The sequence below is a fragment of the Salmonella sp. FC25216 genome (assembly GCF_057751355.1).
The window spans coordinates 479,564-505,988 of record NZ_JBDGON010000003.1 but is presented as its reverse complement, the minus strand read 5'-3'; the positions used below and the strand labels follow the sequence as shown (position 1 = coordinate 505,988).

The following is a 26,425-nucleotide window of genomic DNA, read 5'->3' as shown; positions in this document are numbered from 1 at the left end:
GGTTTTTCTTTTTTAACTCACCATAAATAAAACAGGGATTTTGACCATGAAACTCTTCGCTCAGGGCGCCACGCTCGATCTCACTCATCCGCATGTTATGGGTATCCTGAACGTAACACCGGATTCTTTCTCCGACGGCGGCGCGCATAACACGCTGATTGAGGCGGTGAAACATGCGAATTTAATGGTGAATGCCGGGGCGACAATTATTGATGTGGGTGGTGAATCAACGCGGCCAGGCGCGGCGGAAGTGAGCGTGGAAGAAGAGCTGGATCGCGTCATTCCGGTGCTGGAAGCAATAGCGCAACGTTTTGAAGTGTGGATTTCTGTGGATACCTCTAAACCCGAGGTAATCCGTGAAGCGGCGAGGGCGGGCGTGCATATTATCAATGATGTCCGTTCGCTTTCCGAACCTGGCGCGTTGGAAGCCGCGGCGGAAACTGGCTTGCCGGTCAGTCTTATGCATATGCAGGGCAACCCCAAAACCATGCAGAATGCGCCGAAATATGACGATGTCTTTGCCGAGGTGAATCGCTACTTTATTGAGCAAATAGCACGTTGTGAAAAGGCCGGCATCGCAAAAGAGAAATTGTTGCTCGACCCCGGATTCGGTTTCGGTAAAAATCTCTCTCACAACTATACCTTACTGGCGCGACTGGGTGAGTTTCATCATTTTAACCTGCCGCTGCTGGTGGGCATGTCGCGTAAAACGATGGTTGGTCAGCTACTTAACGTGGGGCCATCAGACCGTCTGAACGGCAGCCTTGCGTGCGCAGTAATTGCCGCGATGCAGGGCGCGCAGATCATTCGCGTCCATGACGTCAAAGAAACCGTAGAGGCGATGCGGGTGGTAGAAGCCACTCTGTCTGCAAAGGGAAACAAACGCTATGAGTAATCGTAAATATTTCGGCACCGATGGGATTCGCGGGCGTGTAGGCGATGCCCCCATTACACCTGATTTTGTGCTTAAACTGGGTTGGGCTGCCGGAAAAGTGCTGGCGCGTCATGGTTCGCGTAAAATTATTATCGGTAAAGATACGCGTATTTCTGGCTATATGCTGGAATCCGCGCTGGAGGCGGGCCTTGCCGCTGCGGGGCTGTCGGCCTCGTTTACCGGACCTATGCCAACGCCGGCCGTCGCCTATCTGACGCGGACTTTCCGCGCGGAGGCGGGTATCGTTATCTCGGCTTCGCATAACCCGTTCTATGATAACGGGATTAAATTCTTCTCTATCGATGGCACGAAACTGCCTGACGATGTGGAAGAAGCCATCGAAGCCGAAATGGAAAAAGAGATCACCTGCGTAGACTCCGCTGAGCTGGGGAAAGCGAGTCGCATCGTCGACGCCGCCGGACGTTATATTGAGTTCTGTAAAGGCACCTTCCCGAACGAGCTGAGCCTTAATGGCCTGAAAGTGGTCGTGGATTGCGCCAACGGCGCCACCTACCACATCGCGCCGAATGTGCTGCGCGAGCTGGGCGCGACCGTTATCGCCATCGGCTGTGAGCCAAACGGCGTCAACATTAACGAAGAAGTGGGCGCAACCGACGTGCGCGCGTTGCAGGCGCGCGTGTTGGCGGAGAAAGCGGACCTCGGTATCGCGCTGGACGGCGACGGCGACCGCGTCATCATGGTTGACCACGAAGGCGCAAAAGTCGATGGCGATCAGATCATGTATATCATCGCGCGCGAAGGGCTGCGCCAGGGCCAACTGCGCGGTGGCGCGGTGGGGACGCTGATGAGCAATATGGGTCTGGAGCTGGCGCTTAAACAGCTCGGCATTCCGTTTGCCAGGGCGAAAGTGGGTGACCGCTACGTGCTGGAAAAATTGCAGGAAAAAGGCTGGCGCATCGGCGCGGAAAACTCTGGTCACGTTATTCTGCTGGATAAAACGACCACTGGCGACGGTATCGTTGCGGGGCTACAAGTTTTGGCGGCGATGGTGCGTAATCACATGAGTCTGCACGATCTGTGCAGCGGTATGAAAATGTTCCCGCAGATTCTGGTTAACGTGCGTTACACCGCCGGTAGTGGCGATCCGCTGGAAAATGAAGCGGTGAAAGCGGTAACGGCGGACGTAGAAGCCACGCTCGGCAATCGTGGGCGGGTACTGCTACGTAAATCCGGTACCGAACCGCTGATTCGCGTGATGGTTGAAGGCGAGGATGAAGCGCAGGTTACGGCATTCGCCCATCGTATTGCGGACGCGGTAAAAGCCGTTTAATCGTTTAAGTGACTAAAAAGGCGGCGGTTGCCGCCTTACTGTCCGTAAAAAATAACGCTTTTGCTGTTTTTTTCCGCAGTTGATACAATGCGCTTAAATTGCCCTTGCGAAGGTCATTCGCTTTGGTTAGTATTCACACCCGCTTCAGTGGGAAACAGTAAAAATCCCGCTTTATTGGTAGAAGCATTGGTACGCGGCAACTCCGCAAGGAACAGGTTGATTATGTACGAAGCTCTTTTAGTTGTTTTCCTTATTGTGGCAATTGGCCTTGTGGGTCTGATCATGCTGCAGCAAGGTAAAGGCGCTGATATGGGAGCCTCCTTCGGAGCAGGCGCTTCCGCTACGCTATTTGGTTCAAGTGGTTCTGGTAACTTCATGACCCGAATGACGGCGGTACTGGCGACGCTGTTCTTCATCATCAGTCTGGTGTTGGGTAATATCAATAGCAACAAAACCAATAAAGGAAGCGAGTGGGAAAACCTGAGCGCACCGGCGAAGACCGAGCAGACTCAACCTGCTGCGCCGGCCCAGCCGACCAGCGATATCCCGCGTTAATAGTAGTATCCGTGCCGAGGTGGTGGAATTGGTAGACACGCTACCTTGAGGTGGTAGTGCCCAATAGGGCTTACGGGTTCAAGTCCCGTCCTCGGTACCAATATTCCAGAAAAGAGACGCTGAAAAGCGTCTTTTTTTTCGTCTGAGCCCCGTCAAATGATGTGGCATGTAGGCCTGATAAGCGTAGCGTCGCCAGGCAATCAATGCCGGATGGCGGCGTGTACGCCTTATTCGGCCTACAGTTATCATCCCCCATAAAAAAGGCCGCTTGCGCGGCCTGTGAGAAATATCATTCGGTTACTTTGCATTGTTTTCCAGACTGCCGACCTGCGGTAAACCGGTGGCGGACGATGTCGCCAGCAGGCCAGACTGTGCATAGCCATACAGTTTTTCACGCGTATCGGTGATGTCCAGGTTACGCATCGTCAACTGACCGATACGATCGTCTGGCGAGAATACGGAATCGCCTTTTTCCATGGTTAAACGTTCTGGCTTATAGGTCAGATTGTCGGATACGGTGTTCAGAATTGAGTAGTCGTTGCCGCGACGCAGCTCCAGCGTGACCTCGCCCGTCACCTGGCTGGCTACCCAGCGTTGCAGGGAATCGCGCAGCATCAGCGCCTGAGAGTCGAACCAGCGGCCCTGATACAGCAGACGACCCAGTTGGCGGCCATGGGCGTGATACTGCTCGATGGTATCTTCATTGTGGATACCGGTCAGCAGACGCTCATAGGCGATGTGTAGCAGCGCCATTCCGGGGGCTTCATAAATACCGCGGCTTTTCGCTTCAATGATGCGGTTTTCAATTTGGTCGCTCATGCCCAGGCCGTGGCGGCCACCGATGCGATTCGCTTCCAGCATCATCTCAACATCATTGCTGAAGGTTTTGCCATTCAGCGCTACCGGATGTCCCTGCTCAAAACGGACGGTCACTTCTTCCGCCGGAATCTTCACCTCTTCGTCCCAGAACTTCACGCCCATAATCGGGTTGACGATCTTGACGCTGGAATTAAGAAACTCCAGATCTTTCGCTTCATGCGTGGCGCCGAGCATATTGGAGTCGGTGGAATAGGCTTTTTCGACTGACATCTTATAGTCGAAACCGCAGGCAATCATAAATTCAGACATCTCATGGCGACCGCCCAGCTCATCGATAAAGTCAGTATCCAGCCACGGTTTGTAAATCTGTAATTCAGCATTCGTCAGCAGGCCGTAACGATAGAAACGTTCAATATCGTTGCCTTTATAGGTGCTGCCGTCACCCCAGATATTCACGCCGTCTTCTTTCATCGCTGCGACCAGCATCGTGCCGGTCACGGCACGGCCCAGCGGCGTGGTATTGAAATAGGTCAGCCCGCCAGTCGTATTATGGAAAGCGCCGCACTGAATCGCCGCGATCCCTTCTGCAACCAACTGCTTGCGGCAATCAATCAGGCGAGCGTTCTCTGCGCCATACTCCATTGCGCGACGAGGAATGGCGTCATAGTCATCCTCATCCGGTTGTCCCAGATTCGCAGTATATGCATATGGGACAGCTCCTTTTTGTCGCATCCACAGCAGTGCGGCGCTGGTGTCCAGACCGCCGGAAAAAGCGATACCAATACGTTGACCTGCTGGAAGATGCTTAAGAATCGTCGTCATAGAATAGAACCCTGCTTGATTGACTGATAATGAGATCGGTTTTCTGTTTCAGTGCATTTTTATGCAAAATAAATGAGTTTTCATTTAATCATCTTTTATCAGAGACAGGAAGCGTTTAGTGAGGGTTTACTAAAATAACGTTGTGAAATGCGTGTATAAGCCGGAGAGGTGGGATGAGTATAACGAAGAGTGATATTCATTCATCTGCATATTGGGAATAAGGTTGACATTACTCATGCCTGGTCACTATACTGTGCGCAGATTTTACGTCCCGTCCTCGGTACCAAATCCCAGCAGTATTTGCATTTTTTACCCAAAACGAGTAGAATTTGCCACGTTTCAGGCGCGGGGTGGAGCAGCCTGGTAGCTCGTCGGGCTCATAACCCGAAGGTCGTCGGTTCAAATCCGGCTCCCGCAACCACTTTCCCTTAGAGTTCTTTTTCAAATATACTGTGAAGATTATGTCCTTCGTAGCTGGATTTGAAAAAAATTCTTTCGGAAGGTACACCAGACCGCAGTTGCGGTTATAGGGTTCAGTTATCTAAAGCCCCGATTTATCGGGGTTTTTTGTTATCTGACTACAGAATAACTGGGCTTTAGGCCCTTTTTTTATGTCTTGGGGGTGGGCTTGTCCACATTAGAGCAAAAATTAACAGAGATGATTACAGCGCCAGTTGAAGCCTTAGGCTATGAGCTGGTCGGCATCGAATTTATTCGCGGTCGCACATCCACACTGCGCATCTATATTGATAGTGAAGATGGCATCAATGTTGATGATTGTGCTGATGTGAGCCACCAGGTAAGCGCGGTGCTGGACGTTGAAGATCCTATCTCCGTGGCTTACAACCTTGAAGTCTCGTCACCGGGTCTCGACCGTCCTATGTTCACTGCCGATCATTATGCGCGTTTCCAGGGTGAAGAAGTCGCGCTGGTTCTTCGCATGGCGGTACAGAACCGTCGCAAGTGGCAGGGCATTATCAAAGCGGTGGACGGTGAAATGATTACCGTCACAGTCGAAGGCAAAGATGAAGTGTTCGCGCTGAGTAATATCCAGAAGGCGAACCTGGTTCCCCACTTTTAACAGTCTGGATGAGGTGAAAAGCCCGCGATGAACAAAGAAATTTTGGCTGTTGTTGAAGCCGTCTCCAACGAAAAAGCGCTGCCACGCGAAAAAATTTTTGAAGCGCTGGAAAGTGCGCTGGCGACAGCAACAAAGAAAAAATATGAGCAGGAGATCGATGTTCGTGTAGAAATCGATCGTAAAAGCGGTGATTTTGATACTTTCCGCCGTTGGTTGATCGTTGAAGAAGTGACCATGCCGACGAAGGAAATTACACTGGAAGCGGCGCGCTTTGAAGACGAAAGCCTGAATGTCGGCGACTATGTTGAAGATCAGATTGAATCTGTCACCTTTGACCGTATCACCACGCAGACTGCGAAACAGGTTATCGTGCAGAAAGTCCGTGAAGCCGAACGGGCGATGGTTGTCGATCAGTTCCGCGACCAGGAAGGCGAAATCGTCACTGGCGTGGTGAAGAAAGTGAACCGCGACAATATCTCTCTGGAAATTAAATCCGAAGGGATGGCCGGTAACGCTGAAGCGGTGATTCTGCGTGAAGATATGCTACCGCGTGAAAACTTCCGTCCTGGCGACCGTATTCGCGGTGTGCTGTATGCTGTTCGCCCGGAAGCGCGTGGCGCGCAACTATTCGTCACCCGTTCCAGGCCGGAAATGCTAATTGAACTTTTCCGCATTGAAGTGCCGGAAATCGGCGAAGAAGTGATTGAAATTAAAGCTGCGGCTCGCGATCCGGGTTCTCGTGCGAAAATCGCGGTGAAAACCAACGATAAGCGTATCGATCCGGTCGGCGCTTGCGTGGGTATGCGCGGCGCGCGCGTTCAGGCGGTCTCTACCGAGCTGGGCGGCGAGCGTATTGATATCGTGCTGTGGGATGATAACCCGGCGCAGTTCGTCATTAATGCGATGGCGCCGGCAGACGTCGCGTCTATCGTGGTGGACGAAGATAAACATACCATGGATATCGCCGTTGAAGCCGGTAATCTGGCGCAGGCGATCGGACGTAATGGTCAGAACGTCCGCCTGGCTTCGCAATTGAGCGGCTGGGAACTCAACGTAATGACCGTTGATGACCTGCAGGCTAAACATCAGGCTGAAACACATGCCGCTATCGAGATCTTTACTAAATATCTTGATATTGATGAAGAGTTCGCGACCGTTCTGGTAGAAGAAGGTTTCTCCACGCTCGAAGAACTGGCTTATGTGCCAATGAAAGAACTGCTGGAAATTGACGGCCTTGATGAGCCGACCGTTGAAGCACTGCGCGAGCGTGCTAAAAACGCACTGGCCACTCTGGCGCAGGACCAGGAAGCAAGCCTCGGTGATAATAAACCGGCTGACGATCTGCTGAATCTGGAAGGATTAGATCGCGATATGGCTTTCAAACTGGCGGCTCGTGGTGTTTGTACGCTGGAAGATCTCGCCGACCAGGGCATTGATGATCTGGCTGATATCGAAGGGTTGACCGACGAAAAAGCCGGTGAGCTGATTATGGCTGCCCGTAATATTTGCTGGTTCGGCGACGAAGCGTAATAAACTGTAGCAGGAAGGAACAGCATGACAGATGTAACCGTAAAAGCGCTGGCCGCAGAGAGACAGGTTTCCGTGGATCGCCTGGTACAGCAGTTTGCTGATGCAGGTATCCGGAAATCTGCTGACGACTCTGTGTCCGCACAAGAAAAACAGACTTTACTGGCGCACCTGAACCGCGAAGCGGTTTCTGGTCCCGATAAACTGACGCTGCAGCGTAAAACGCGCAGCACCCTGAATATTCCAGGTACCGGTGGAAAAAGTAAATCGGTACAAATCGAAGTCCGCAAGAAGCGCACCTTTGTAAAACGCGACCCGCAAGAGGCTGAACGCCTTGCCGCGGAAGAACAGGCGCAGCGTGAAGCGGAAGAGCAAGCCCGTCGTGAGGCAGAAGAACAGGCCAAACGCGAGGCGCAACAAAAAGCTGAACGCGAGGCCGCAGAACAAGCTAAGCGTGAAGCCGCTGAAAAAGCGAAACGTGAAGCTGCGGAAAAAGACAAAGTGAGCAATCAACAGACTGACGATATGACCAAAACCGCCCAGGCCGAAAAAGCCCGCCGTGAGAATGAAGCTGCAGAACTGAAGCGTAAAGCGGAAGAAGAAGCACGTCGCAAACTCGAAGAAGAAGCGCGTCGTGTAGCAGAAGAAGCTCGCCGCATGGCGGAAGAAAACAAATGGACCGCAACGCCTGAGCCTGTAGAAGACACCAGTGACTATCATGTCACCACTTCTCAGCACGCTCGCCAGGCCGAAGACGAAAGCGATCGTGAAGTAGAAGGCGGTCGCGGTCGTGGCCGTAATGCGAAAGCGGCTCGTCCGGCGAAAAAAGGCAAACATGCCGAATCCAAAGCCGATCGTGAAGAAGCGCGTGCTGCGGTTCGCGGCGGTAAAGGTGGTAAGCGTAAAGGGTCTTCTTTACAGCAAGGCTTCCAGAAGCCCGCTCAGGCCGTTAACCGCGACGTGGTGATCGGTGAAACCATCACCGTTGGCGAATTGGCGAACAAGATGGCGGTTAAAGGCTCTCAGGTCATCAAAGCGATGATGAAACTGGGCGCCATGGCTACCATCAACCAGGTCATAGACCAGGAAACCGCACAGTTGGTCGCCGAAGAGATGGGCCACAAGGTTATCCTGCGTCGTGAAAACGAACTGGAAGAAGCGGTAATGAGCGACCGTGACACCGGCGCTGCGGCTGAACCGCGCGCACCGGTTGTGACCATCATGGGTCACGTTGACCACGGTAAAACCTCTCTGCTGGACTACATTCGTTCAACGAAGGTGGCCTCTGGCGAAGCGGGCGGCATTACCCAGCACATCGGCGCATACCACGTTGAAACTGACAACGGTATGATCACCTTCCTGGACACCCCGGGCCACGCCGCGTTTACCTCCATGCGTGCTCGCGGCGCCCAGGCAACGGATATCGTGGTTCTGGTAGTGGCGGCAGACGACGGCGTGATGCCGCAGACTATCGAAGCTATCCAGCACGCGAAAGCGGCAGGTGTGCCGGTGGTTGTGGCGGTGAACAAAATTGATAAGCCGGAAGCCGATCCGGATCGTGTGAAGAACGAGCTGTCCCAGTACGGCATTCTGCCGGAAGAGTGGGGCGGTGAAAGCCAGTTCGTCCATGTGTCTGCGAAAGCGGGCACCGGTATCGACGAACTGCTGGACGCGATCCTGCTGCAAGCCGAAGTCCTGGAGCTGAAAGCCGTACGTAAAGGTATGGCGAGCGGCGCGGTCATTGAATCCTTCCTTGATAAAGGTCGTGGTCCGGTGGCTACCGTTCTGGTACGCGAAGGTACGCTGCACAAAGGCGATATCGTGCTGTGCGGCTTCGAATATGGCCGTGTGCGCGCGATGCGTAACGAGCTGGGTCTGGAAGTGCTGGAAGCGGGTCCGTCCATTCCGGTGGAAATTCTCGGCCTGTCTGGCGTTCCGGCTGCCGGTGACGAAGTCACCGTGGTCCGTGACGAGAAGAAAGCGCGTGAAGTGGCGCTGTACCGTCAGGGCAAATTCCGTGAAGTGAAACTGGCGCGTCAGCAAAAATCGAAACTTGAGAACATGTTCGCCAACATGACCGAAGGCGAAGTTCACGAAGTGAACATCGTGCTGAAGGCTGACGTACAGGGTTCCGTGGAAGCGATCTCCGACTCCTTGCTGAAACTGTCTACTGACGAAGTTAAAGTGAAGATCATCGGTTCCGGCGTAGGGGGCATCACCGAAACTGACGCCACCCTGGCTGCGGCGTCCAACGCGATTCTGGTCGGCTTCAACGTGCGTGCCGATGCATCTGCGCGTAAAGTGATCGAGTCTGAAAGCCTGGATCTGCGTTACTACTCCGTCATCTATAACCTGATCGACGAAGTGAAAGCTGCGATGAGCGGTATGCTGTCTCCGGAACTGAAACAGCAGATCATCGGTCTGGCTGAAGTGCGCGATGTGTTCAAATCGCCGAAATTCGGCGCGATCGCGGGCTGTATGGTTACCGAAGGTACGATTAAACGCCATAACCCAATCCGCGTACTGCGCGACAACGTGGTTATCTATGAAGGCGAGCTGGAATCCCTGCGCCGCTTCAAAGATGACGTTAACGAAGTCCGTAACGGCATGGAATGTGGTATCGGCGTGAAGAACTACAACGACGTTCGCGTTGGCGATATGATTGAAGTGTTCGAGATTATCGAGATCCAACGTACCATCGCTTAATCTTCGTCGTCTTTCGGGCCGCAACTGCGTTGGCTACGAGTGTTCACCCCGGTCACATAGTTATCTATGCTCCCGGGGATTCACACTCTTGCCGCCTTGTTGCAACCCAAAATACTTAGAAGATAATTTTGCGTAGGCCGGGTAAGCGAAGCGCCACCCGGCATGAATTTAAAAGGGGCTGAATGCCCCTTTTTTGTCTTTATTCTGGAGAATTTATTATGGCGAAAGAATTCGGTCGCCCGCAGCGTGTGGCCCAGGAGATGCAAAAAGAGATTGCCATCATCCTGCAGCGCGAAATTAAAGACCCGCGTCTGGGCATGATGACCACCGTCTCCGGTGTCGAAATGTCCCGTGACCTGGCCTATGCCAAAGTGTTTGTGACCTTCCTGAACGACAAAGATGAAGACGCGGTGAAAGCGGGTATCAAAGCGTTGCAGGAAGCGTCCGGATTTATCCGTAGCCTGCTGGGTAAAGCGATGCGCCTGCGTATCGTGCCGGAACTCACCTTCTTCTACGATAACTCGCTGGTGGAAGGGATGCGTATGTCCAACCTGGTGACTAACGTGGTGAAACATGACGAAGAACGTCGTGTGAACCCGGACGACAGCAAGGAGGATTGATGAGTCGTCCTCGTCGTCGTGGCCGCGATATTCACGGCGTTCTGCTGCTGGATAAGCCGCAGGGCATGTCCAGCAATGACGTGCTGCAGAAAGTTAAGCGCATCTACAATGCCAACCGCGCCGGGCATACCGGCGCGCTGGACCCGCTGGCGACCGGCATGTTGCCGATTTGCCTCGGTGAAGCGACAAAATTTTCGCAGTACCTGCTGGATTCTGACAAACGCTATCGTGTTATTGCCCGTCTGGGGCAACGTACGGATACCTCTGACGCCGATGGTCAAATCGTGCTGGAGCGTCCGGTGACTTTCAGCGCCGGGCAGCTTGCGAGCGCGCTGGAGACCTTTCGTGGAGATATCGAACAGATTCCGTCAATGTATTCAGCGCTGAAGTATCAGGGCAAGAAGCTGTACGAATATGCCCGTCAGGGTATCGAAGTGCCGCGCGAAGCCCGCCCGATTACCGTCTACGAACTGCTGTTTATTCGCCACGAAGGTAACGAGCTTGAACTGGAAGTTCACTGCTCGAAAGGCACCTATATTCGTACCATTATTGACGATTTAGGTGAGAAACTGGGCTGCGGCGCACACGTCATTTACCTGCGCCGTCTGACGGTAAGTAAGTATCCGGTAGAGCGAATGGTCACGCTGGAGCATTTGCAGACGCTGGTGGCGCAGGCGGAACAGCAAGGCGTTCCGGCAGCGCAGTTGCTCGATCCATTATTGATGCCAATGGATAGTCCTGCTTCGGACTATCCTGTTGTTAATCTGCCGTTAACGTCTTCGGTATACTTCAAAAATGGCAACCCGGTTCGTACCACGGGCGCGCCGTTGAATGGACTGGTTCGTGTGACGGAAGGTGAAGACGGTAAATTTATCGGTATGGGCGAAATTGACGACGAAGGTCGTGTTGCGCCCCGTCGACTGGTAGTAGAGTATCCGGCATAACGTCGCTTCGTCTTGCGATAAGAGAGCGCTACGAGTAGAATACCGCCGCTTAACGTCGCGTAAATTATTTAACAGTTTGCGGGCGTGTACACAAAATCATTCGAGCTGCATCAAGGCGGCAAGGAAGAGACAAATTCGTCTGGAACGAATTTGAACAGCCTAAGGCTGCCTCTGGTGAGGGACAAGGATATCTCTCATTACATCCTCAGGGGCTTACTCAAGTAAGTGACTGAGGTGAGCGGACGCAGCCAACACAGAGGCAGTTTGAAGGATGAAGTGTATACACAGGGACCGCTGAATTAGAGATCGGCGTCCTTTCATTCTTAAATACTTTGGAGTTTTAAAATGTCTCTAAGTACTGAAGCTACAGCTAAAATCGTTTCTGAGTTCGGTCGTGACGCAAACGACACCGGTTCTACCGATGTTCAGGTTGCTCTGTTGACTGCACAGATTAACCACCTGCAGGGTCACTTTGCAGAGCACAAAAAAGATCACCACAGCCGTCGTGGTCTGCTGCGTATGGTTTCTCAGCGTCGTAAACTGCTCGACTACCTGAAACGTAAAGATGTTGCACGCTACACCGCGCTGATTGAGCGTCTGGGCCTGCGTCGCTAATTCTTGCGAGTTTCAGAAAGAAGGGGCCTAATGGCCCCTTTTTTCAAGTGGACGGCAGCAATTCACTGGAAACTAATGTATTGTTGCTATGAATGATCTTCCGTTGCAGAGGTTCGCGCGGCTAATGAGAGGCTTCACCCGAATCAGGGTTAGGGTTGTCATTAGTCGCGAGGATGCGCAGAAGATCGGGTATTAACGACGGTGCGTATTGTGCCGTCAAAAATTGGAAAGGATATTATTTTGCTTAATCCGATCGTTCGTAAATTCCAGTACGGTCAGCATACCGTAACGCTGGAAACTGGCATGATGGCGCGTCAGGCCACAGCCGCTGTTATGGTAAGCATGGATGACACCGCCGTATTCGTTACTGTTGTCGGCCAGAAAAAAGCCAAGCCAGGCCAGGACTTCTTCCCACTGACCGTTAACTATCAGGAGCGTACCTACGCTGCTGGCCGTATCCCGGGCAGCTTCTTCCGTCGTGAAGGCCGTCCAAGCGAAGGCGAAACCCTGATCGCGCGTCTGATTGACCGCCCGGTTCGTCCGCTATTCCCGGAAGGTTTCGTTAACGAAGTGCAGGTTATCGCCACCGTCGTTTCCGTTAACCCGCAGGTTAACCCGGATATCGTGGCGATGATCGGCGCATCCGCTGCGCTGTCGCTGTCCGGCATTCCGTTCAACGGCCCAATCGGCGCGGCGCGTGTTGGCTATATCAACGAGCAGTACGTACTGAACCCGACCCAGGACGAGCTGAAAGAGAGCAAACTGGACCTGGTGGTTGCCGGTACTGAAGCGGCTGTGCTGATGGTGGAATCCGAAGCTGAACTGCTGAGCGAAGACACTATGCTGGGCGCGGTGGTATTCGGTCACGAGCAGCAACAGGTCGTTATCCAGGCGATCAACGACCTGGTGAAAGAAGCTGGTAAACCGCGTTGGGACTGGCAGCCGGAAGCCGTCAACGACGCACTGAACGCGCGCGTTGCTGCGCTGGCTGAATCTCGTCTGAGCGACGCGTACCGCATCACCGATAAACAAGAGCGCTATGCTCAGGTTGACGTGATCAAATCCGAAACCATCGATCAGCTTATCGCAGAAGATGAAACTCTGGACGCTAATGAACTGGGCGAAATCCTGCACGCGATTGAGAAAAACGTGGTTCGTAGCCGCGTACTGGCAGGCGAGCCGCGTATCGATGGCCGTGAAAAAGACATGATCCGCGGTCTGGACGTGCGCACTGGCGTGCTGCCGCGTACTCATGGTTCCGCTCTGTTCACCCGTGGTGAAACGCAGGCGCTGGTTACCGCAACACTGGGCACTGCCCGTGACGCGCAGGTGCTTGATGAACTGATGGGCGAGCGTACTGACAGCTTCCTGTTCCACTACAACTTCCCTCCGTACTCCGTAGGCGAAACCGGCATGGTCGGTTCTCCTAAGCGTCGTGAAATTGGTCACGGTCGTCTGGCGAAGCGCGGCGTGCTGGCAGTGATGCCGGACATGGATAAATTCCCGTACACCGTTCGCGTGGTGTCTGAGATTACTGAATCCAACGGTTCTTCCTCTATGGCTTCCGTGTGCGGCGCTTCTCTGGCGCTGATGGACGCTGGCGTGCCAATTAAAGCCGCCGTAGCGGGTATCGCGATGGGTCTGGTGAAAGAAGGCGACAACTACGTTGTACTGTCTGACATTCTGGGCGACGAAGATCACCTGGGCGATATGGACTTCAAAGTGGCGGGTTCCCGCGACGGTATCTCTGCGCTGCAGATGGATATCAAAATTGAAGGTATCACCAAAGAGATCATGCAGGTGGCGCTGAATCAGGCGAAAGGCGCGCGTCTGCACATCCTGGGCGTGATGGAACAGGCGATCAACGCGCCGCGCGGCGATATCTCTGAATTCGCGCCGCGTATCCATACCATCAAGATCAGCACGGACAAGATCAAAGACGTGATCGGTAAAGGCGGTTCTGTGATCCGCGCGCTGACTGAAGAGACCGGTACTACCATCGAAATCGAAGATGACGGTACTGTGAAGATCGCGGCGACCGACGGTGAAAAAGCGAAATACGCTATCCGTCGTATCGAAGAGATCACCGCGGAGATCGAAGTCGGTCGTATCTACAATGGTAAAGTGACCCGCATCGTTGACTTTGGCGCGTTTGTTGCCATCGGCGGCGGTAAAGAAGGTCTGGTTCACATCTCTCAAATCGCGGATAAGCGTGTAGAGAAAGTGACCGACTATCTGCAGATGGGTCAGGAAGTGCCGGTTAAGGTTCTGGAAGTTGACCGCCAGGGCCGTGTACGTCTGAGCATTAAAGAAGCAACCGAGCAGTCTCAACCTGCGGCTGCGCCGGAAGCTCCGGCGAGCGAACAGGGCGAGTAAGGTTGCCTTTTGCCCTCCGCATTGCGGAGGGCTTTAGACCTGGCTGGACGCCTTGTTGAGCCACCGGGGAACAGGACGTTCATTCAATCGTTGTCTTCGGGAGTGGGAAATGAAGCCTTTTTTGCGCTGGTGTTTCGTTGCGACAGCACTCACGCTGGCAGGATGCAGTAATTCCGCCTGGCGTAAAAGTGAAGTCCTCGCAGTACCATTGCAACCGACTTTACAGCAGGAAGTGATTCTGGCGCGTATGGAACAGATTCTTGCCAGTCGGGCTTTAACCGATGACGAACGCGCACAGCTTTTATATGAGCGCGGAGTGTTGTATGATAGTCTTGGTTTGAGGGCATTAGCGCGAAATGATTTTTCACAAGCGCTGGCAATCAGACCGGATATGCCTGAAGTATTCAATTACTTAGGCATTTATTTAACGCAGGCAGGCAATTTTGATGCTGCCTATGAAGCGTTTGATTCTGTACTAGAGCTTGATCCAACTTACAACTACGCGCACTTAAACCGCGGTATCGCATTGTATTACGGCGGCCGTGATAAGTTAGCGCAAGATGATCTGCTGGCGTTTTATCAAGACGATCCCAATGATCCTTACCGCAGCCTGTGGCTGTATCTTGTTGAGCAGAAGCTCAATGAGAAGCAGGCGAAAGAAGCGTTAAAAGCACGCTTCGAAAAATCGGATAAAGAGCAATGGGGATGGAACATTGTCGAGTTCTACCTGGGCGACATTAGCGAAGCAACGCTGATGGACAGGCTCAAGGCGGACGCAACGGATAACACCTCGCTCGCTGAGCATCTCAGTGAAACCAACTTCTATTTAGGTAAGTACTACCTAAGTCTGGGGGATTTGGACAGCGCCACGGCTCTGTTCAAACTGGCGGTGGCCAACAACGTTCATAACTTTGTTGAGCACCGATACGCATTGTTGGAATTATCGCTCCTGGGCCAGGACCAAGATGACCTGGCAGAATCGGACCAGCAATAGCTGACGAACATATCAGCCCGTAATCTTTTTGATTGCCATCACCTTCGCGGGTGAGGGCGTTGTTGTTCGTTAATACACCTACTTTGAGCCGGTTCACACTTTTCAATGAAAATTGCAGATCAATTTCATGATGAGTTATGTAGACTGGCCGCCATTAATTTTGAGGCACACGTACTACATGGCTGAATTCGAAACCACTTTTGCAGATCTGGGGCTGAAGGCTCCTATCCTTGAAGCCCTTACCGATCTGGGTTACGAAAAACCATCTCCAATCCAGGCAGAGTGCATTCCGCATCTGCTGGGCGGTCGCGACGTGCTGGGCATGGCCCAGACCGGTAGCGGCAAAACTGCAGCGTTCTCTTTACCGCTGCTCAACAATCTTGATCCTGAGCTGAAGGCACCTCAGATTCTGGTGCTGGCGCCAACCCGCGAACTGGCGGTACAGGTTGCCGAAGCCATGACAGATTTCTCTAAACACATGCGCGGCGTAAACGTGGTTGCTCTGTACGGCGGTCAGCGTTATGACGTGCAGTTACGCGCCCTGCGTCAGGGGCCGCAGATCGTTGTCGGTACGCCCGGACGTCTGCTTGATCACTTAAAACGCGGCACCCTCGACCTCTCTAAACTGAGCGGTCTGGTGCTGGATGAAGCCGACGAAATGCTGCGTATGGGCTTCATCGAAGACGTTGAAACTATTATGGCGCAGATCCCGGAAGGTCATCAGACTGCTCTGTTCTCCGCCACCATGCCGGAAGCGATTCGTCGCATTACCCGCCGCTTTATGAAAGAGCCGCAGGAAGTGCGCATTCAGTCCAGCGTGACGACCCGTCCTGACATCAGCCAGAGCTACTGGACGGTGTGGGGCATGCGTAAAAACGAAGCGCTGGTGCGTTTCCTGGAAGCGGAAGACTTTGATGCGGCGATTATCTTCGTGCGTACCAAAAACGCGACTCTGGAAGTAGCGGAAGCGCTGGAACGTAGCGGCTACAACAGCGCCGCGTTGAATGGCGATATGAACCAGGCGCTGCGTGAGCAGACTCTGGAACGTCTGAAAGATGGTCGTCTGGACATCCTGATCGCCACCGACGTTGCGGCCCGTGGTCTGGACGTTGAGCGCATCAGCCTGGTAGTGAACTACGACATCCCGATGGACTCCGAGTCTTACGTTCACCGTATTGGCCGTACTGGTCGTGCAGGTCGCGCTGGCCGCGCGCTGCTGTTCGTTGAGAACCGCGAGCGTCGTCTGCTGCGTAACATCGAACGCACCATGAAGCTGACCATTCCGGAAGTGGAACTGCCGAACGCAGAACTGCTGGGCAAACGTCGTCTGGAAAAATTCGCCGCGAAAGTTCAGCAGCAGTTGGAAAGCAGCGATCTGGATCAGTACCGTGCGCTGCTGGCGAAAATCCAGCCGTCTGCTGAAGGGGAAGAGCTGGACCTCGAAACGCTGGCCGCCGCGCTGCTGAAAATGGCGCAGGGCGAGCGTCCGCTGATTCTGCCGCCGGATGCGCCGATGCGTCCTAAGCGTGAATTCCGCGACCGTGATGACCGTAGTCCGCGCGATCGTAACGACCGTAGCCCGCGTGGCGACCGTGAAGATCGTCCGCGTCGTGAACGTCGTGACGTTGGCGATATGCAGTTGTACCGCATTGAAGTGGGCCGCGATGATGGCGTTGAAGTTCGCCATATCGTGGGCGCGATCGCTAACGAAGGCGACATCAGCAGCCGTTACATTGGTAACATTAAGCTGTTCGCGTCTCACTCCACCATCGAGCTGCCGAAAGGTATGCCGGGTGAAGTGCTTCAGCACTTCACGCGTACCCGCATTCTGAACAAGCCGATGAATATGCAGTTGCTGGGTGATGCTCAGCCGCATACCGGTGGTGAGCGTCGTGGCGGTGGTCGTAGCTTTAGCGGCGAACGTCGTGAAGGCGGTCGTAATTTTAGCGGTGAACGTCGTGAAGGCGGCCGTAGCGAAGGTCGCCGTTTCAGCGGCGAGCGTCGTGAAAGCCGTGGTCCGCGTCGCGATGACTCCACCGGTCGTCGTCGTTTCGGCGGTGATGCGTAACTCACGCTGACCTGCGCGTTCACAGCGTAAAGTAAAATATACAGCCCCGATCGTAACAATCGGGGCTTTTTTTATTTCTTTTGTACTCATGTACTGGTACAGTGCAGCGTATTGATAGATAGTCACACTATAAATGACTGGAGAGAGAGCTGAATGGCAACACTTACCACCACCCAAACGTCACCTTCGCTGCTTGGCGGCGTAGTGATTATCGGCGGTACCATCATTGGCGCGGGGATGTTCTCTCTGCCGGTGGTCATGTCCGGGGCGTGGTTCTTCTGGTCGATGGCGGCACTGGTCTTTACCTGGTTTTGTATGCTGCACTCCGGGCTGATGATCCTCGAAGCCAACCTTAACTACCGCATTGGTTCGAGTTTCGACACCATCACCAAAGATCTGCTGGGGAAAGGCTGGAATATTGTCAACGGCATTTCTATTGCCTTTGTGCTCTACATCCTGACTTATGCCTATATCTCGGCGAGCGGCTCGATTCTGCATCATACCTTTGCTGAGATGTCGCTGAACGTTCCGGCGCGAGCGGCTGGTTTTGCCTTTGCGCTGCTGGTGGCGTTTGTAGTGTGGCTGAGTACGAAGGCGGTCAGTCGGATGACGGCGATTGTGCTGGGCGCGAAAGTGATTACTTTCTTCCTGACCTTCGGCAGCTTGTTGGGGCACGTCACGCCGACCACGTTGTTTAACGTGGCTGAAAGCCACGCGTCATATACGCCGTACCTGCTGATGACGCTGCCATTTTGTCTGGCCTCTTTTGGTTATCACGGTAACGTGCCGAGCCTGATGAAATATTACGGCAAAGATCCGCGCACCATCGTGAAGTGCCTGATTTATGGGACGTTACTGGCGCTGGCGCTCTATTCTGTCTGGCTGCTGGGGACGATGGGCAACATCCCGCGTCCGGAATTTATCGGCATTGCGCAGAAAGGCGGCAATATTGATGTGCTGGTACAGGCATTGAGCGGCGTGCTGAACAGCCGCAGCCTGGATCTGCTGCTGGTGGTGTTCTCTAACTTTGCTGTCGCGAGCTCATTCCTTGGGGTTACGCTGGGGCTGTTTGACTACCTGGCGGATCTGTTTGGCTTTGATGACTCGGCGATGGGACGTTTGAAGACCGCGCTGCTGACTTTCCTGCCGCCGATGATCGGTGGCCTGTTGTACCCGAACGGCTTCCTGTACGCCATTGGTTATGCAGGACTGGCAGCGACGATCTGGGCGGCCATTGTGCCGGCATTATTGGCGCGTAAATCTCGCCAGCGCTTTGGTAGCCCAAAATTTCGCGTCTGGGGCGGCACGCCGATGATTGTACTGATTCTGCTGTTTGGCGTCGGTAACGCTTTGGTGCATATCTTGTCGAGCTTTAATCTGTTGCCGGTGTATCAGTAAAATAATGGCCCGGTGGCGCTACGCTTACCGGGCCTGCGTGCTTATGTAGGCCGGATCAGGCGAAGCCGCCATCCGGCACAAGGCGTACTATCCCAACAATTCTTGCTTCACATTCATCGCCAGTTCAAACGAATGTAGCCGCGCCTGATGATCGAAAATCTGGCCGTTGACCATAATTTCATCCGCCTGAGTTTCCCGCAGGATAGATTCCAGCCCGTGGCGGACCTTCGCTTTATCACCGACCAGCGACATGCTCAACGCCTGCTGCACGCCATACTGCTCGGATGACGACCAGAAGGTATCCATGTTCTCGATCGGCGGCGGCAGTTGGCCGGTCTCTCCACGGCGTAGCTTCACAAAGGCCTGCTGCATGGAGGTAAACAGGAACTCCGCGTCGCGATTGCTATCGGCAGCAATAATGTTAATGCACACCATCGCGTACGGTTTTTCCAGTCGCGCTGAAGGTTTGAACTGGGTGCGGTACAGATGCAGCGCCTGAAACAACATATCCGGCGCGAAATGCGAAGCAAAGGCGAACGGCAGGCCAAGCTGGGCCGCCAACTGCGCGCTATACAGGCTGGAGCCCAGCAGCCAGACCGGGATCTTCTCGCCGTAGCCGGGCACCGGGCGCACCAGCGGGCTGGGATCACGGGCGTCGAACCAGTCCACCAGCTCTGCGACATCGCGTGGAAAGTTATCGATATCGCCGCTCATATGACGACGTAGCGCGCGCATCGTCGGCTGATCGCTACCCGGCGCGCGTCCCAGCCCTAAGTCGATACGTCCTGGATAGAGGGTATTCAGCGTGCCAAACTGCTCGGCAATCACCAGCGGTGAATGGTTAGGCAGCATCACGCCGCCGGAGCCAAGACGTAATGTTGTGGTATTGGCCGCCAGATAGCCAATCAATACCGAGGTCGCCGCGCTGGCGATGCCGGTCATGTTGTGATGTTCCGCCAGCCAGTAGCGGTGATAGCCGCGCTTTTCAGCCAGCCGTGCGAGATCAAGCGAGTGCGTGAAGGCTTCTTTTGCCGAAGATCCTTCAGGGATCGGCGCCAGATCCAGCACCGAGAACGGAATAGTTTTGTTAGTCATAACGGCTCACTTTGTTACCGGTTAATCTTTTAATACTGCATTAAAGATTAGCGAATGTTGTTAACAAAGTGAGCGTTATAAGACAGGTCGCGAATATGACATGCCTGATGGCACTACGCTTATCAGGCCTACGCCAGGCACCATCCGGCAAATTTACGCCTGTAGCTCCAGCCCGGCCAGACGTTTCCAGTAGCCGTTACAGTCGCTATGCGCGGCAAGTGCTAATGGCGCGCCGCCGTTTTCGTTAGCGCGAAAGGCATCAAGCATGGCCAATGTCTCCGTACCCAACGGCGATAGCCGCACGATATCCACCAATCCCTGCATCGACGTCAGTTCGTTGCCAAGGTTATAGACATAGCCGCTCATGGTCTGAATACCGTTAAGCACAAACACCTGCTGATTCTCCTGCGAGAGCACGTCACGACCGTTTGGATACTTGATACAGCAGGTTTCGCATTCATCTTTTGGACGGTCTTCCGAACGGGCAGTAAAGCAGCGAGCGGAGTAGGCCAGCGGCAGATGCCCATAGCTCAACACTTCCACTTCAAACTGATTGCGGATGCCCAGTTCATCGCACTGATTAAGCAAATTCACCAGCCAGTCGCGGGACAGCTCCACCGGCATACACCAGCGCACCATGCCTTCTTTCAGCAACCGACGCAGCGTGACCGCGTTGTAACAGTTCAGCGCATGGCCGGCGACAAATGGCAGTTTGCGCTCGGCGCACAGATTCACCACGCCAAGATCGCTGGCTTCCAGCAGAAAATCGCCGTTGTCCACATAGCGTTTCAGCTCGCTTAATTCAGATGACGCCTGTACCAGCGCCAGGGTGGAGAGCGCCACCTGCTTACCGCTGGCGGCGAGGGATTTCGCCATTTCCAACCAGTCGCCGACTTTGGTAGCGCGACGCTTGCTACACACCGCTTCGCCCAGATAAATGACGTCAGCACTGCTTTTTGCGGCCTGCTGATAAAAATCTTCCAGCGTCTCTTTCGGCCAGTAATAAAGCACCGGTCCTAAGGAATATTTCATAGCTCCTCTCACTGCCATTTACGGTGATATGCGCCAAGCGTGGTTTGGGTGCCTTCGGACATCGCGCCGAGCGTCTCCATCCAGTCGCGCTGTGGAACGAAGTTTTGCGGGGCGGCTTTGCAGCGATCGATCGCCTGGCGCCACACTTTCGCCACCTGGCTGACATAGGCCGGGCTGCGCTGGCGGCCTTCGATCTTCACCGAGGCGATATTCGCCGCCATGAGCTCCGGCAGCAGCTCCAGCGTGTTCAGGCTGGTTGGCTCCTCCAGCGCGTGATAGCGCTCGCCGTCTACTAAATAGCGGCCTTTACATAGCGTTGGGTAGCCCGCGTTTTCGCCATCCTGGTAACGGTCGATCAGGACATCATTCAGGCGCGATTCCAGCCCCTGCGGGGTTTGCTGCCAACGAACAAAGCGGGCGGGGGAGCAGGCGCCGACGGTATTGGGCGATTCCCCCGTCAGGTAAGAAGAAAGATAGCAGCGACCTTCCGCCATAATGCACAGGCTGCCGAACGCGAATACCTCCAGCGGCACCGGCGTGACGCGGGCCAGTTGTTTTACCTGGTGAATCGACAGTACACGCGGCAGTACCACGCGGTGGACATCAAAGTGGCGGTGATAAAAGCGAATCGCCTCTTCGTTGGTTGCCGAGGCCTGAACGGAAACATGACGCTCAATATGTGGGTAACGCTCTGCGGCATATTCCAGCATAGCGAGGTCGGCGAGAATCAACGCGTCGGCGCCAAGCTGCGCCGCCATATCCACGGCGCGCTGCCAGCGGACATAGCCGTCCGGATGCGCAAAAGTATTAATGGCGATGTGTAATTTGCGGCGATGCTGGTGAACAAAGCTCACCGCTTCCTGCAATTTTTTTTCGGTGAAGTTAAGGCCGGCAAAGTGACGGGCATTGGTATCGTCTTTTAACCCGATATAAACGGCGTCAGCGCCGTTCTCGATGGCCGCCTTCAGCGCCGGGAGATTTCCGGCAGGGCAGAGCAGCTCCATAATTTATCCTGAGGATTACGTCTGAGACGCAAAATTGTTAACGAACAGGGATTTTAGTTAACCTTGCTGCGACAATTTTTGATTTAAGGCAGTTAAAGGCGTATTGGTAACACCAATAATGGGGTAGAAAATCAGACACAATTGTTGATTTACGCCGCCATGTGATTTATTGGATATGGCAAAATAACAGGACTATTGAAACAGGGAGTAAAGCTCGTGTTAGATAAACTGCGTTCACGCTTAGTCCATGCTGGCCCGTCTCTGATGAGTGTACCGGTTAAACTGACGCCCTTTGCGCTAAAGCGCCAGGTTCTGGAACAGGTTCTGAGCTGGCAGTTTCGTCAGGCGCTGGCCGATGGAGAGCTGGAATTCCTCGAAGGTCGTTGGTTAAGCATTCATGTGCGTGACATTGACTTAAAATGGTATACCACGGTTGAAAATGAAAAGCTGATCGTTAGCCAGCAGGCGGATGCCGACGTCAGTTTTAGCGCCGACGCCAGCGATCTGCTAATGATAGCTGCCCGTAAACAGGACCCGGATACGCTCTTTTTCCAGCGTCGACTGGTCATTGAAGGCGATACTGAGTTAGGGTTATATGTGAAGAATCTGATGGACGCCATCGAACTGGAGCAGATGCCGAAAGCGTTACGCGTTATGCTGCTGCAACTGGCGGATTTTGTTGAGGCGGGCATGAAAAACTCGCCGGAAACCAAACAGACCTCGGTAGGTGAACCATGCTAATTCGAGTAGAAATCCCCATTGATGCGCCTGGTATTGATGCGCTGTTACGCCGTTCATTCGAAAGCGATGCGGAAGCGAAGCTGGTTCACGATTTGCGTGAAGATGGCTTTCTGACGCTCGGTCTGGTGGCCACGGATGATGAAGGTCAGGTGGTGGGCTATGTGGCCTTCAGCCCGGTTGATGTGCAGGGCGAGGATTTACAGTGGGTCGGTATGGCGCCGCTGGCGGTGGATGAAAAATATCGCGGGCAAGGGCTGGCGCGCCAGTTAGTGTATGAAGGGCTGGATTCGCTCAATGAGTTCGGCTACGCGGCGGTCGTGACGCTGGGTGACCCGGCGTTATATAGCCGCTTCGGTTTTGAACTGGCCGCTCATTACGATCTTCACTGCCGTTGGCCCGGTACGGAAAGCGCTTTCCAGGTACACCGTTTGGCTGAGGATGCGCTGGAGGGCGTGACGGGGCTGGTGGAGTATCACGACCACTTCAATCGTTTTTAAGCACCGGCGTTTGCAGGCTGGACAATAGCGCTTCAAATACCTCGCGTTCCGTCACAAGGTGCTCCTTCTGGCGCTTTGTGAGCTGTTTGATGCGATACTCTATGCGCAGGGCCAGCGAGCGATCGCCGACCTGCGCCGCAAACGCCAGCGTTAATTCACCTTTCCCCCGTAATGCTTTTGCGCCTTTTCCCGTTTGATGCTGCCTGTAACGACGCGCCACATCGGTGGTGATCCCGGTGTAAAGCGCATTGTCTGCCGTACGAATCAGATACAGATACCAGGGTGTCATTGTCGCCATCAGCATGATAATTTTCAGGTTCCCAGTATAAGCGAGAATAAAGATGGACACACTTACCGCTATTGGCCGTTGGCTGGCGAAACAACATGTGGTGACCTGGTGCGTACACCATGAGGGAGAGCTGTGGTGCGCCAACGCGTTTTATTTGTTCGATGCGCAAAACGTCGCGTTGTATCTGTTAACGGAGGATAAAACCCTCCATGCGCAAATGTCCGGCGCGCGCGCGCCAGTTGCGGGAACGGTCAACGGACAGCCGAAAACGGTGGCGCGCATTCGCGGCGTGCAGTTTAAAGGGGAAATTCGCCGTCTGGAGGGGCAGGAGAGCGACGCCGCGCGTAAAGCTTACCTTCGTCGCTTCCCGGTCGCCAGAGTGCTGCCAGCGCCGGTATGGGAAATCCGGCTGGATGAAATTAAATTCACCGACAATACGCTGGGGTTTGGTAAAAAACTGCACTGGTTACGCGATTCACGCGCCCAGCAGGCGTAGCGCCTCGCGGTTAAATGCCGGCAGGTCGTCAGGCGTGCGGCTGGTCACCAGCTGATCTTTATCGACGACGACTTCCTGATCGTAAAATTCCGCGCCCGCGTTCTTCACATCGATAATAATCGGTTTCACCGCCGTGAGTTTGCGGCCACGAATGACATCAGCGCTGATCAACAACTGCGGGCCGTGGCAAATGGCAAAGACCGGTTTACCGCTGTTAACAAAATCGCGGGTAAAATCCACGAAACGGCTGTCGCCGCGCAGGTGGTCCGGCGAATGACCTCCCGGCAATAGCAAGGCGTCGAACTCGTCGGGACGAACATCATCAATCGCCTTATCAATGGTGACGCTGGCCTCGCCTTTTTTTCCTTTCACCGTTTTACCCGCCTCTTTTTCGATGGTGATGACCTCATGTCCGGCCTGACGGAATTCTGCTGCCGGCGAGGTAAATTCTGAATCTTCAAATTCATCGGTAATCAAAACGGCTATTTTCTTACTCATGCGTTTCCTCCGCGGTGTTGGCTTCTGGTAAGGCAAATTTCCCACAATGATGGATACTTACCTCGTAGACTATTAAGCCTGGTCGATAGGGCCGAGAGTGCAAGGTGGACAAATCTGTAAAGGAGCGAGGATGAGTCAGGTACTGATTACCGGCGCGACCGGACTGGTCGGCGGACATCTGCTGAGAATGTTAATCAACACGCCGCAGGTGAGCGCTATCGCCGCGCCGACGCGTCGTCCGCTGACGGATATTGTCGGCGTGTATAACCCTCACGATCCGCAGCTTACCGATGCGTTAGCTCAGGTGACCGACCCGGTGGATATTGTTTTTTGCTGCCTGGGCACGACCCGGCGTGAAGCGGGAAGTAAAGCGGCGTTTATTCATGCGGATTATACGCTGGTGGTTGATACCGCACTGACCGGGCGTCGGCTGGGCGCGCAGCACATGTTGGTGGTCAGCTCAATGGGAGCAAACGCGCACTCTCCGTTTTTCTATAATCGGGTGAAAGGAGAAATGGAGGAGGCGTTAATCGCGCAAAAATGGCCTCGTTTGACGATTGCCCGGCCTTCTATGCTGCTCGGCGACAGAACAACGCGGCGGGTGAATGAAACGCTTTTCGCTCCGCTATTCCGGCTGCTGCCCGGCAACTGGAAATCGATTGATGCGCGGGATGTGGCGCGCGCCATGCTGGCGGAAGCGCTGGCGCCAGCACAAGAAGGCGTGACGATTCTGACCTCATCGCAACTGCGGGAAAAAGCGGGGTAGCGAAGCCGGAGGATTTGCCGGATGGCGATGCGGTTTACACATTCTTATCGCCACCCGGCACACCGGTTACTTAATATACGTAAAGGCGGTGGTCACGCGTTTCACGCCGCTCACCCGGCTGGCGATATCCGCTGCCGCTTTACCTTCACGTTCAGTCACCAGGCCCAGCAGGAACACTTCGCCATTTTCAGTGGTGACTTTTACGTTTGACGATTTTACCTGATCGCTGGTCAGTAGCTGTGAGCGAACTTTCGTGGTGATCCAGGTATCGTTAGAGGCGGTCCCCAGGCCGATAGGCTGACCCTGGCGAATCTCGTTATAAACCTCGGTGGTGCCTTCAACGCCCATCGCTATCTGTTTAGCGCGTGCGGAGAGTTCGCTGTTTGGCGACTGGCCCACTAACAAAACTTTGCCCTGATAAGCCGTGACGTTGATGCGCGTCTCTTTTTTGATTTGCTCATCTTTCGACAGCGCGCTACTGACGCGCAGTTCCAGCGTTCCGTCATCCACCTGGGTGCCCACGCTACGCGGGTCGGTTGCGGCTTTGGTACCGACGGCCGCCGTACCCACTACCGCGGCGGCGACGCAGCCTTGCAATAGCAACGCAGAAATAAGGACTGCGAGCGGCGAAAATGCCTTCATGTGTACTCCTTAATCATCCTGGTGAGGAAAAAGCGTGTTATCAATCAAATCGCACAGGCAGTTTACCGTCAGCATATGCATTTCCTGAATGCGCGCGCTGTGGTGTGAAGGGATACGAATTTCAACATCCTGCGGCCCTAGTAGTCCGGCCAGCTCGCCCCCGTCATACCCGGTTAGCGCCACAATGGTCATGTCACGCGTGACGGCTGCTTCAACGGCTTTTACGATATCGCGACTATTACCACGCGTAGAGATCGCCAATAAAACATCGCCTGCATGTCCCAGCGCCCGGACTTGTTTTGCATAAACTTCATCGTGCAGGCGATCGTTAGCGATCGCTGTTAAGACCACATTATCGGTATTTAGTGCAATGGCGGGTAAACTGGGTCGCTCCGTTTCAAAGCGGTTAATCATGCTGGCAGCAAAATGCTGTGCGTTGGCCGCGGACGTTCCGTTTCCACAACAGAGGATTTTGTTGCCGTTAAGCAGGGAATGAACCAGCGTCATGGCGGCGCGGGAAATGGCATCCGGAAGCGCTTCCGCCGCAGCAATTTGAGTTTGAATGCTTTCTGTAAAGCAGACTTTGATTCTATCGAGCACGCTAATCCTTAAAAT

At 54.1% G+C, this 26,425-nt stretch carries 26 protein-coding genes and 2 tRNA genes; 20 read left to right on the top strand and 8 right to left on the bottom strand.

Annotated features, from left to right (window positions below; genetic code table 11):
- Positions 1 to 46 precede the first annotated feature (46 nt).
- From folP to AC3G3F_RS08645, 4 genes are all read left to right on the top strand, one after another.
- A complete protein-coding gene (gene folP / locus AC3G3F_RS08660) occupies positions 47 to 895 on the top strand; it encodes a dihydropteroate synthase (protein WP_023246395.1) in 849 nt (282 codons plus the stop codon).
- A complete protein-coding gene (gene glmM, locus AC3G3F_RS08655) occupies positions 888 to 2,225 on the top strand; it encodes a phosphoglucosamine mutase (protein ID WP_000071159.1) in 1,338 nt (445 codons plus the stop codon). Before folP ends, glmM begins: the two co-directional genes overlap by 8 nt.
- 222 nt (positions 2,226 to 2,447) lie before the next feature.
- Positions 2,448 to 2,780, top strand: coding sequence for a preprotein translocase subunit SecG (gene secG, locus AC3G3F_RS08650; RefSeq protein ID WP_000272680.1), 333 nt, complete (start codon positions 2,448 to 2,450; stop codon positions 2,778 to 2,780).
- Positions 2,781 to 2,793: 13 nt separating this feature from the next.
- Positions 2,794 to 2,880 (top strand) — tRNA-Leu (locus AC3G3F_RS08645).
- 197 nt (positions 2,881 to 3,077) lie between these two features.
- On the opposite strand, the gene argG is transcribed toward AC3G3F_RS08645, so the two are convergent.
- Positions 3,078 to 4,421, bottom strand: coding sequence for an argininosuccinate synthase (gene argG, locus AC3G3F_RS08640; protein WP_046093092.1), 1,344 nt, complete (start codon positions 4,419 to 4,421; stop codon positions 3,078 to 3,080).
- 344 nt (positions 4,422 to 4,765) lie between these two features.
- On the opposite strand from argG, the gene AC3G3F_RS08635 reads away from it, so the two are divergent.
- The 12 genes from AC3G3F_RS08635 (at position 4,766) to mtr (ending at position 18,750) form a co-directional block, all read left to right on the top strand.
- Positions 4,766 to 4,842, top strand: a tRNA-Met gene (locus tag AC3G3F_RS08635).
- 207 nt (positions 4,843 to 5,049) lie between these two features.
- On the top strand, positions 5,050 to 5,502 hold the full coding sequence (gene rimP, locus AC3G3F_RS08630) for a ribosome maturation factor RimP (protein WP_000105461.1): 453 nt from the start codon (positions 5,050 to 5,052) through the stop codon (positions 5,500 to 5,502).
- A 27-nt stretch (positions 5,503 to 5,529) separates the two neighbouring features.
- Positions 5,530 to 7,032 carry a transcription termination factor NusA gene (gene nusA, locus AC3G3F_RS08625; protein WP_053508279.1) on the top strand — a complete coding sequence of 501 codons (1,503 nt, stop codon included), beginning with the start codon at positions 5,530 to 5,532 and terminating at the stop codon, positions 7,030 to 7,032.
- A 24-nt stretch (positions 7,033 to 7,056) separates the two neighbouring features.
- Complete coding sequence (infB, locus tag AC3G3F_RS08620; protein ID WP_023246643.1) at positions 7,057 to 9,735, top strand: translation initiation factor IF-2; 2,679 nt, start codon at positions 7,057 to 7,059, stop codon at positions 9,733 to 9,735.
- A 218-nt stretch (positions 9,736 to 9,953) separates the two neighbouring features.
- Complete coding sequence (gene rbfA / locus AC3G3F_RS08615) at positions 9,954 to 10,355, top strand: 30S ribosome-binding factor RbfA (protein ID WP_001040199.1); 402 nt, start codon at positions 9,954 to 9,956, stop codon at positions 10,353 to 10,355.
- Positions 10,355 to 11,299: a tRNA pseudouridine(55) synthase TruB gene (gene truB / locus AC3G3F_RS08610; RefSeq protein WP_023246642.1), complete on the top strand. Its 945-nt coding sequence runs from the start codon at positions 10,355 to 10,357 to the stop codon at positions 11,297 to 11,299. Before rbfA ends, truB begins: the two co-directional genes overlap by 1 nt.
- Before the next feature lie 345 nt (positions 11,300 to 11,644).
- Complete coding sequence (gene rpsO, locus AC3G3F_RS08605) at positions 11,645 to 11,914, top strand: 30S ribosomal protein S15 (protein WP_000059465.1); 270 nt, start codon at positions 11,645 to 11,647, stop codon at positions 11,912 to 11,914.
- A 240-nt stretch (positions 11,915 to 12,154) separates the two neighbouring features.
- Positions 12,155 to 14,290, top strand: a complete 2,136-nt coding sequence (gene pnp / locus AC3G3F_RS08600) for a polyribonucleotide nucleotidyltransferase (RefSeq protein WP_023246641.1) — start codon at positions 12,155 to 12,157, stop codon at positions 14,288 to 14,290.
- Between the two features lie 109 nt (positions 14,291 to 14,399).
- Positions 14,400 to 15,284 (top strand): lipoprotein NlpI, encoded by an 885-nt coding sequence (nlpI, locus tag AC3G3F_RS08595; protein ID WP_023246640.1) that lies wholly within the window; start codon positions 14,400 to 14,402, stop codon positions 15,282 to 15,284.
- A gap of 105 nt (positions 15,285 to 15,389) precedes the next feature.
- Positions 15,390 to 15,470, top strand: a complete 81-nt coding sequence (yrbN, locus tag AC3G3F_RS08590; RefSeq protein ID WP_010723222.1) for a protein YrbN — start codon at positions 15,390 to 15,392, stop codon at positions 15,468 to 15,470.
- Positions 15,463 to 17,352, top strand: coding sequence for an ATP-dependent RNA helicase DeaD (gene deaD / locus AC3G3F_RS08585; protein ID WP_053508275.1), 1,890 nt, complete (start codon positions 15,463 to 15,465; stop codon positions 17,350 to 17,352). Before yrbN ends, deaD begins: the two co-directional genes overlap by 8 nt.
- 153 nt (positions 17,353 to 17,505) lie before the next feature.
- On the top strand, positions 17,506 to 18,750 hold the full coding sequence (gene mtr / locus AC3G3F_RS08580) for a tryptophan permease (protein ID WP_488394803.1): 1,245 nt from the start codon (positions 17,506 to 17,508) through the stop codon (positions 18,748 to 18,750).
- Between the two features lie 87 nt (positions 18,751 to 18,837).
- On the opposite strand, the gene AC3G3F_RS08575 is transcribed toward mtr, so the two are convergent.
- From AC3G3F_RS08575 to ubiU, 3 genes are all read right to left on the bottom strand, one after another.
- Positions 18,838 to 19,845: a luciferase-like monooxygenase gene (locus AC3G3F_RS08575; RefSeq protein ID WP_088733688.1), complete on the bottom strand. Its 1,008-nt coding sequence runs from the start codon at positions 19,843 to 19,845 to the stop codon at positions 18,838 to 18,840.
- A 153-nt stretch (positions 19,846 to 19,998) separates the two neighbouring features.
- On the bottom strand, positions 19,999 to 20,877 hold the full coding sequence (locus AC3G3F_RS08570) for a U32 family peptidase (protein WP_023246636.1): 879 nt from the start codon (positions 20,875 to 20,877) through the stop codon (positions 19,999 to 20,001).
- An 8-nt stretch (positions 20,878 to 20,885) separates the two neighbouring features.
- A complete protein-coding gene (gene ubiU, locus AC3G3F_RS08565; RefSeq protein WP_053508271.1) occupies positions 20,886 to 21,881 on the bottom strand; it encodes a ubiquinone anaerobic biosynthesis protein UbiU in 996 nt (331 codons plus the stop codon).
- Between the two features lie 216 nt (positions 21,882 to 22,097).
- Between ubiU and ubiT the strand changes: the two genes are divergently transcribed.
- Entirely contained in the window at positions 22,098 to 22,622 is a 525-nt protein-coding gene (gene ubiT, locus AC3G3F_RS08560) for a ubiquinone anaerobic biosynthesis accessory factor UbiT (RefSeq protein WP_000884721.1), read from the top strand.
- Complete coding sequence (locus tag AC3G3F_RS08555; protein ID WP_000908562.1) at positions 22,616 to 23,119, top strand: GNAT family N-acetyltransferase; 504 nt, start codon at positions 22,616 to 22,618, stop codon at positions 23,117 to 23,119. The genes ubiT and AC3G3F_RS08555 overlap by 7 nt, the downstream gene beginning before the upstream one ends.
- Here AC3G3F_RS08555 and AC3G3F_RS08550 read toward each other — a convergent pair.
- On the bottom strand, positions 23,106 to 23,423 hold the full coding sequence (locus tag AC3G3F_RS08550; protein WP_072158667.1) for a GIY-YIG nuclease family protein: 318 nt from the start codon (positions 23,421 to 23,423) through the stop codon (positions 23,106 to 23,108). The two genes, AC3G3F_RS08555 and AC3G3F_RS08550, sit on opposite strands and share 14 nt — an antisense overlap.
- Before the next feature lie 37 nt (positions 23,424 to 23,460).
- On the opposite strand from AC3G3F_RS08550, the gene AC3G3F_RS08545 reads away from it, so the two are divergent.
- The gene (locus AC3G3F_RS08545) at positions 23,461 to 23,904 is read left to right on the top strand and encodes a YhbP family protein (RefSeq protein WP_488394800.1); all 444 of its coding nucleotides are present in this window, start codon (positions 23,461 to 23,463) and stop codon (positions 23,902 to 23,904) included.
- On the opposite strand, the gene yhbO is transcribed toward AC3G3F_RS08545, so the two are convergent.
- Positions 23,884 to 24,402, bottom strand: a complete 519-nt coding sequence (gene yhbO, locus AC3G3F_RS08540) for a protein/nucleic acid deglycase (protein WP_000037597.1) — start codon at positions 24,400 to 24,402, stop codon at positions 23,884 to 23,886. The genes AC3G3F_RS08545 and yhbO overlap by 21 nt on opposite strands.
- A 130-nt stretch (positions 24,403 to 24,532) precedes the next feature.
- Between yhbO and AC3G3F_RS08535 the strand changes: the two genes are divergently transcribed.
- Positions 24,533 to 25,168 carry an NAD(P)H-binding protein gene (locus AC3G3F_RS08535; protein ID WP_001664614.1) on the top strand — a complete coding sequence of 212 codons (636 nt, stop codon included), beginning with the start codon at positions 24,533 to 24,535 and terminating at the stop codon, positions 25,166 to 25,168.
- A gap of 66 nt (positions 25,169 to 25,234) precedes the next feature.
- Here AC3G3F_RS08535 and dolP read toward each other — a convergent pair whose 3' ends face one another.
- A complete protein-coding gene (gene dolP / locus AC3G3F_RS08530) occupies positions 25,235 to 25,810 on the bottom strand; it encodes a division/outer membrane stress-associated lipid-binding lipoprotein (protein ID WP_000643280.1) in 576 nt (191 codons plus the stop codon).
- 9 nt (positions 25,811 to 25,819) lie between these two features.
- Positions 25,820 to 26,410: a DnaA initiator-associating protein DiaA gene (gene diaA / locus AC3G3F_RS08525; RefSeq protein WP_023246631.1), complete on the bottom strand. Its 591-nt coding sequence runs from the start codon at positions 26,408 to 26,410 to the stop codon at positions 25,820 to 25,822.
- Positions 26,411 to 26,425 lie beyond the last annotated feature (15 nt).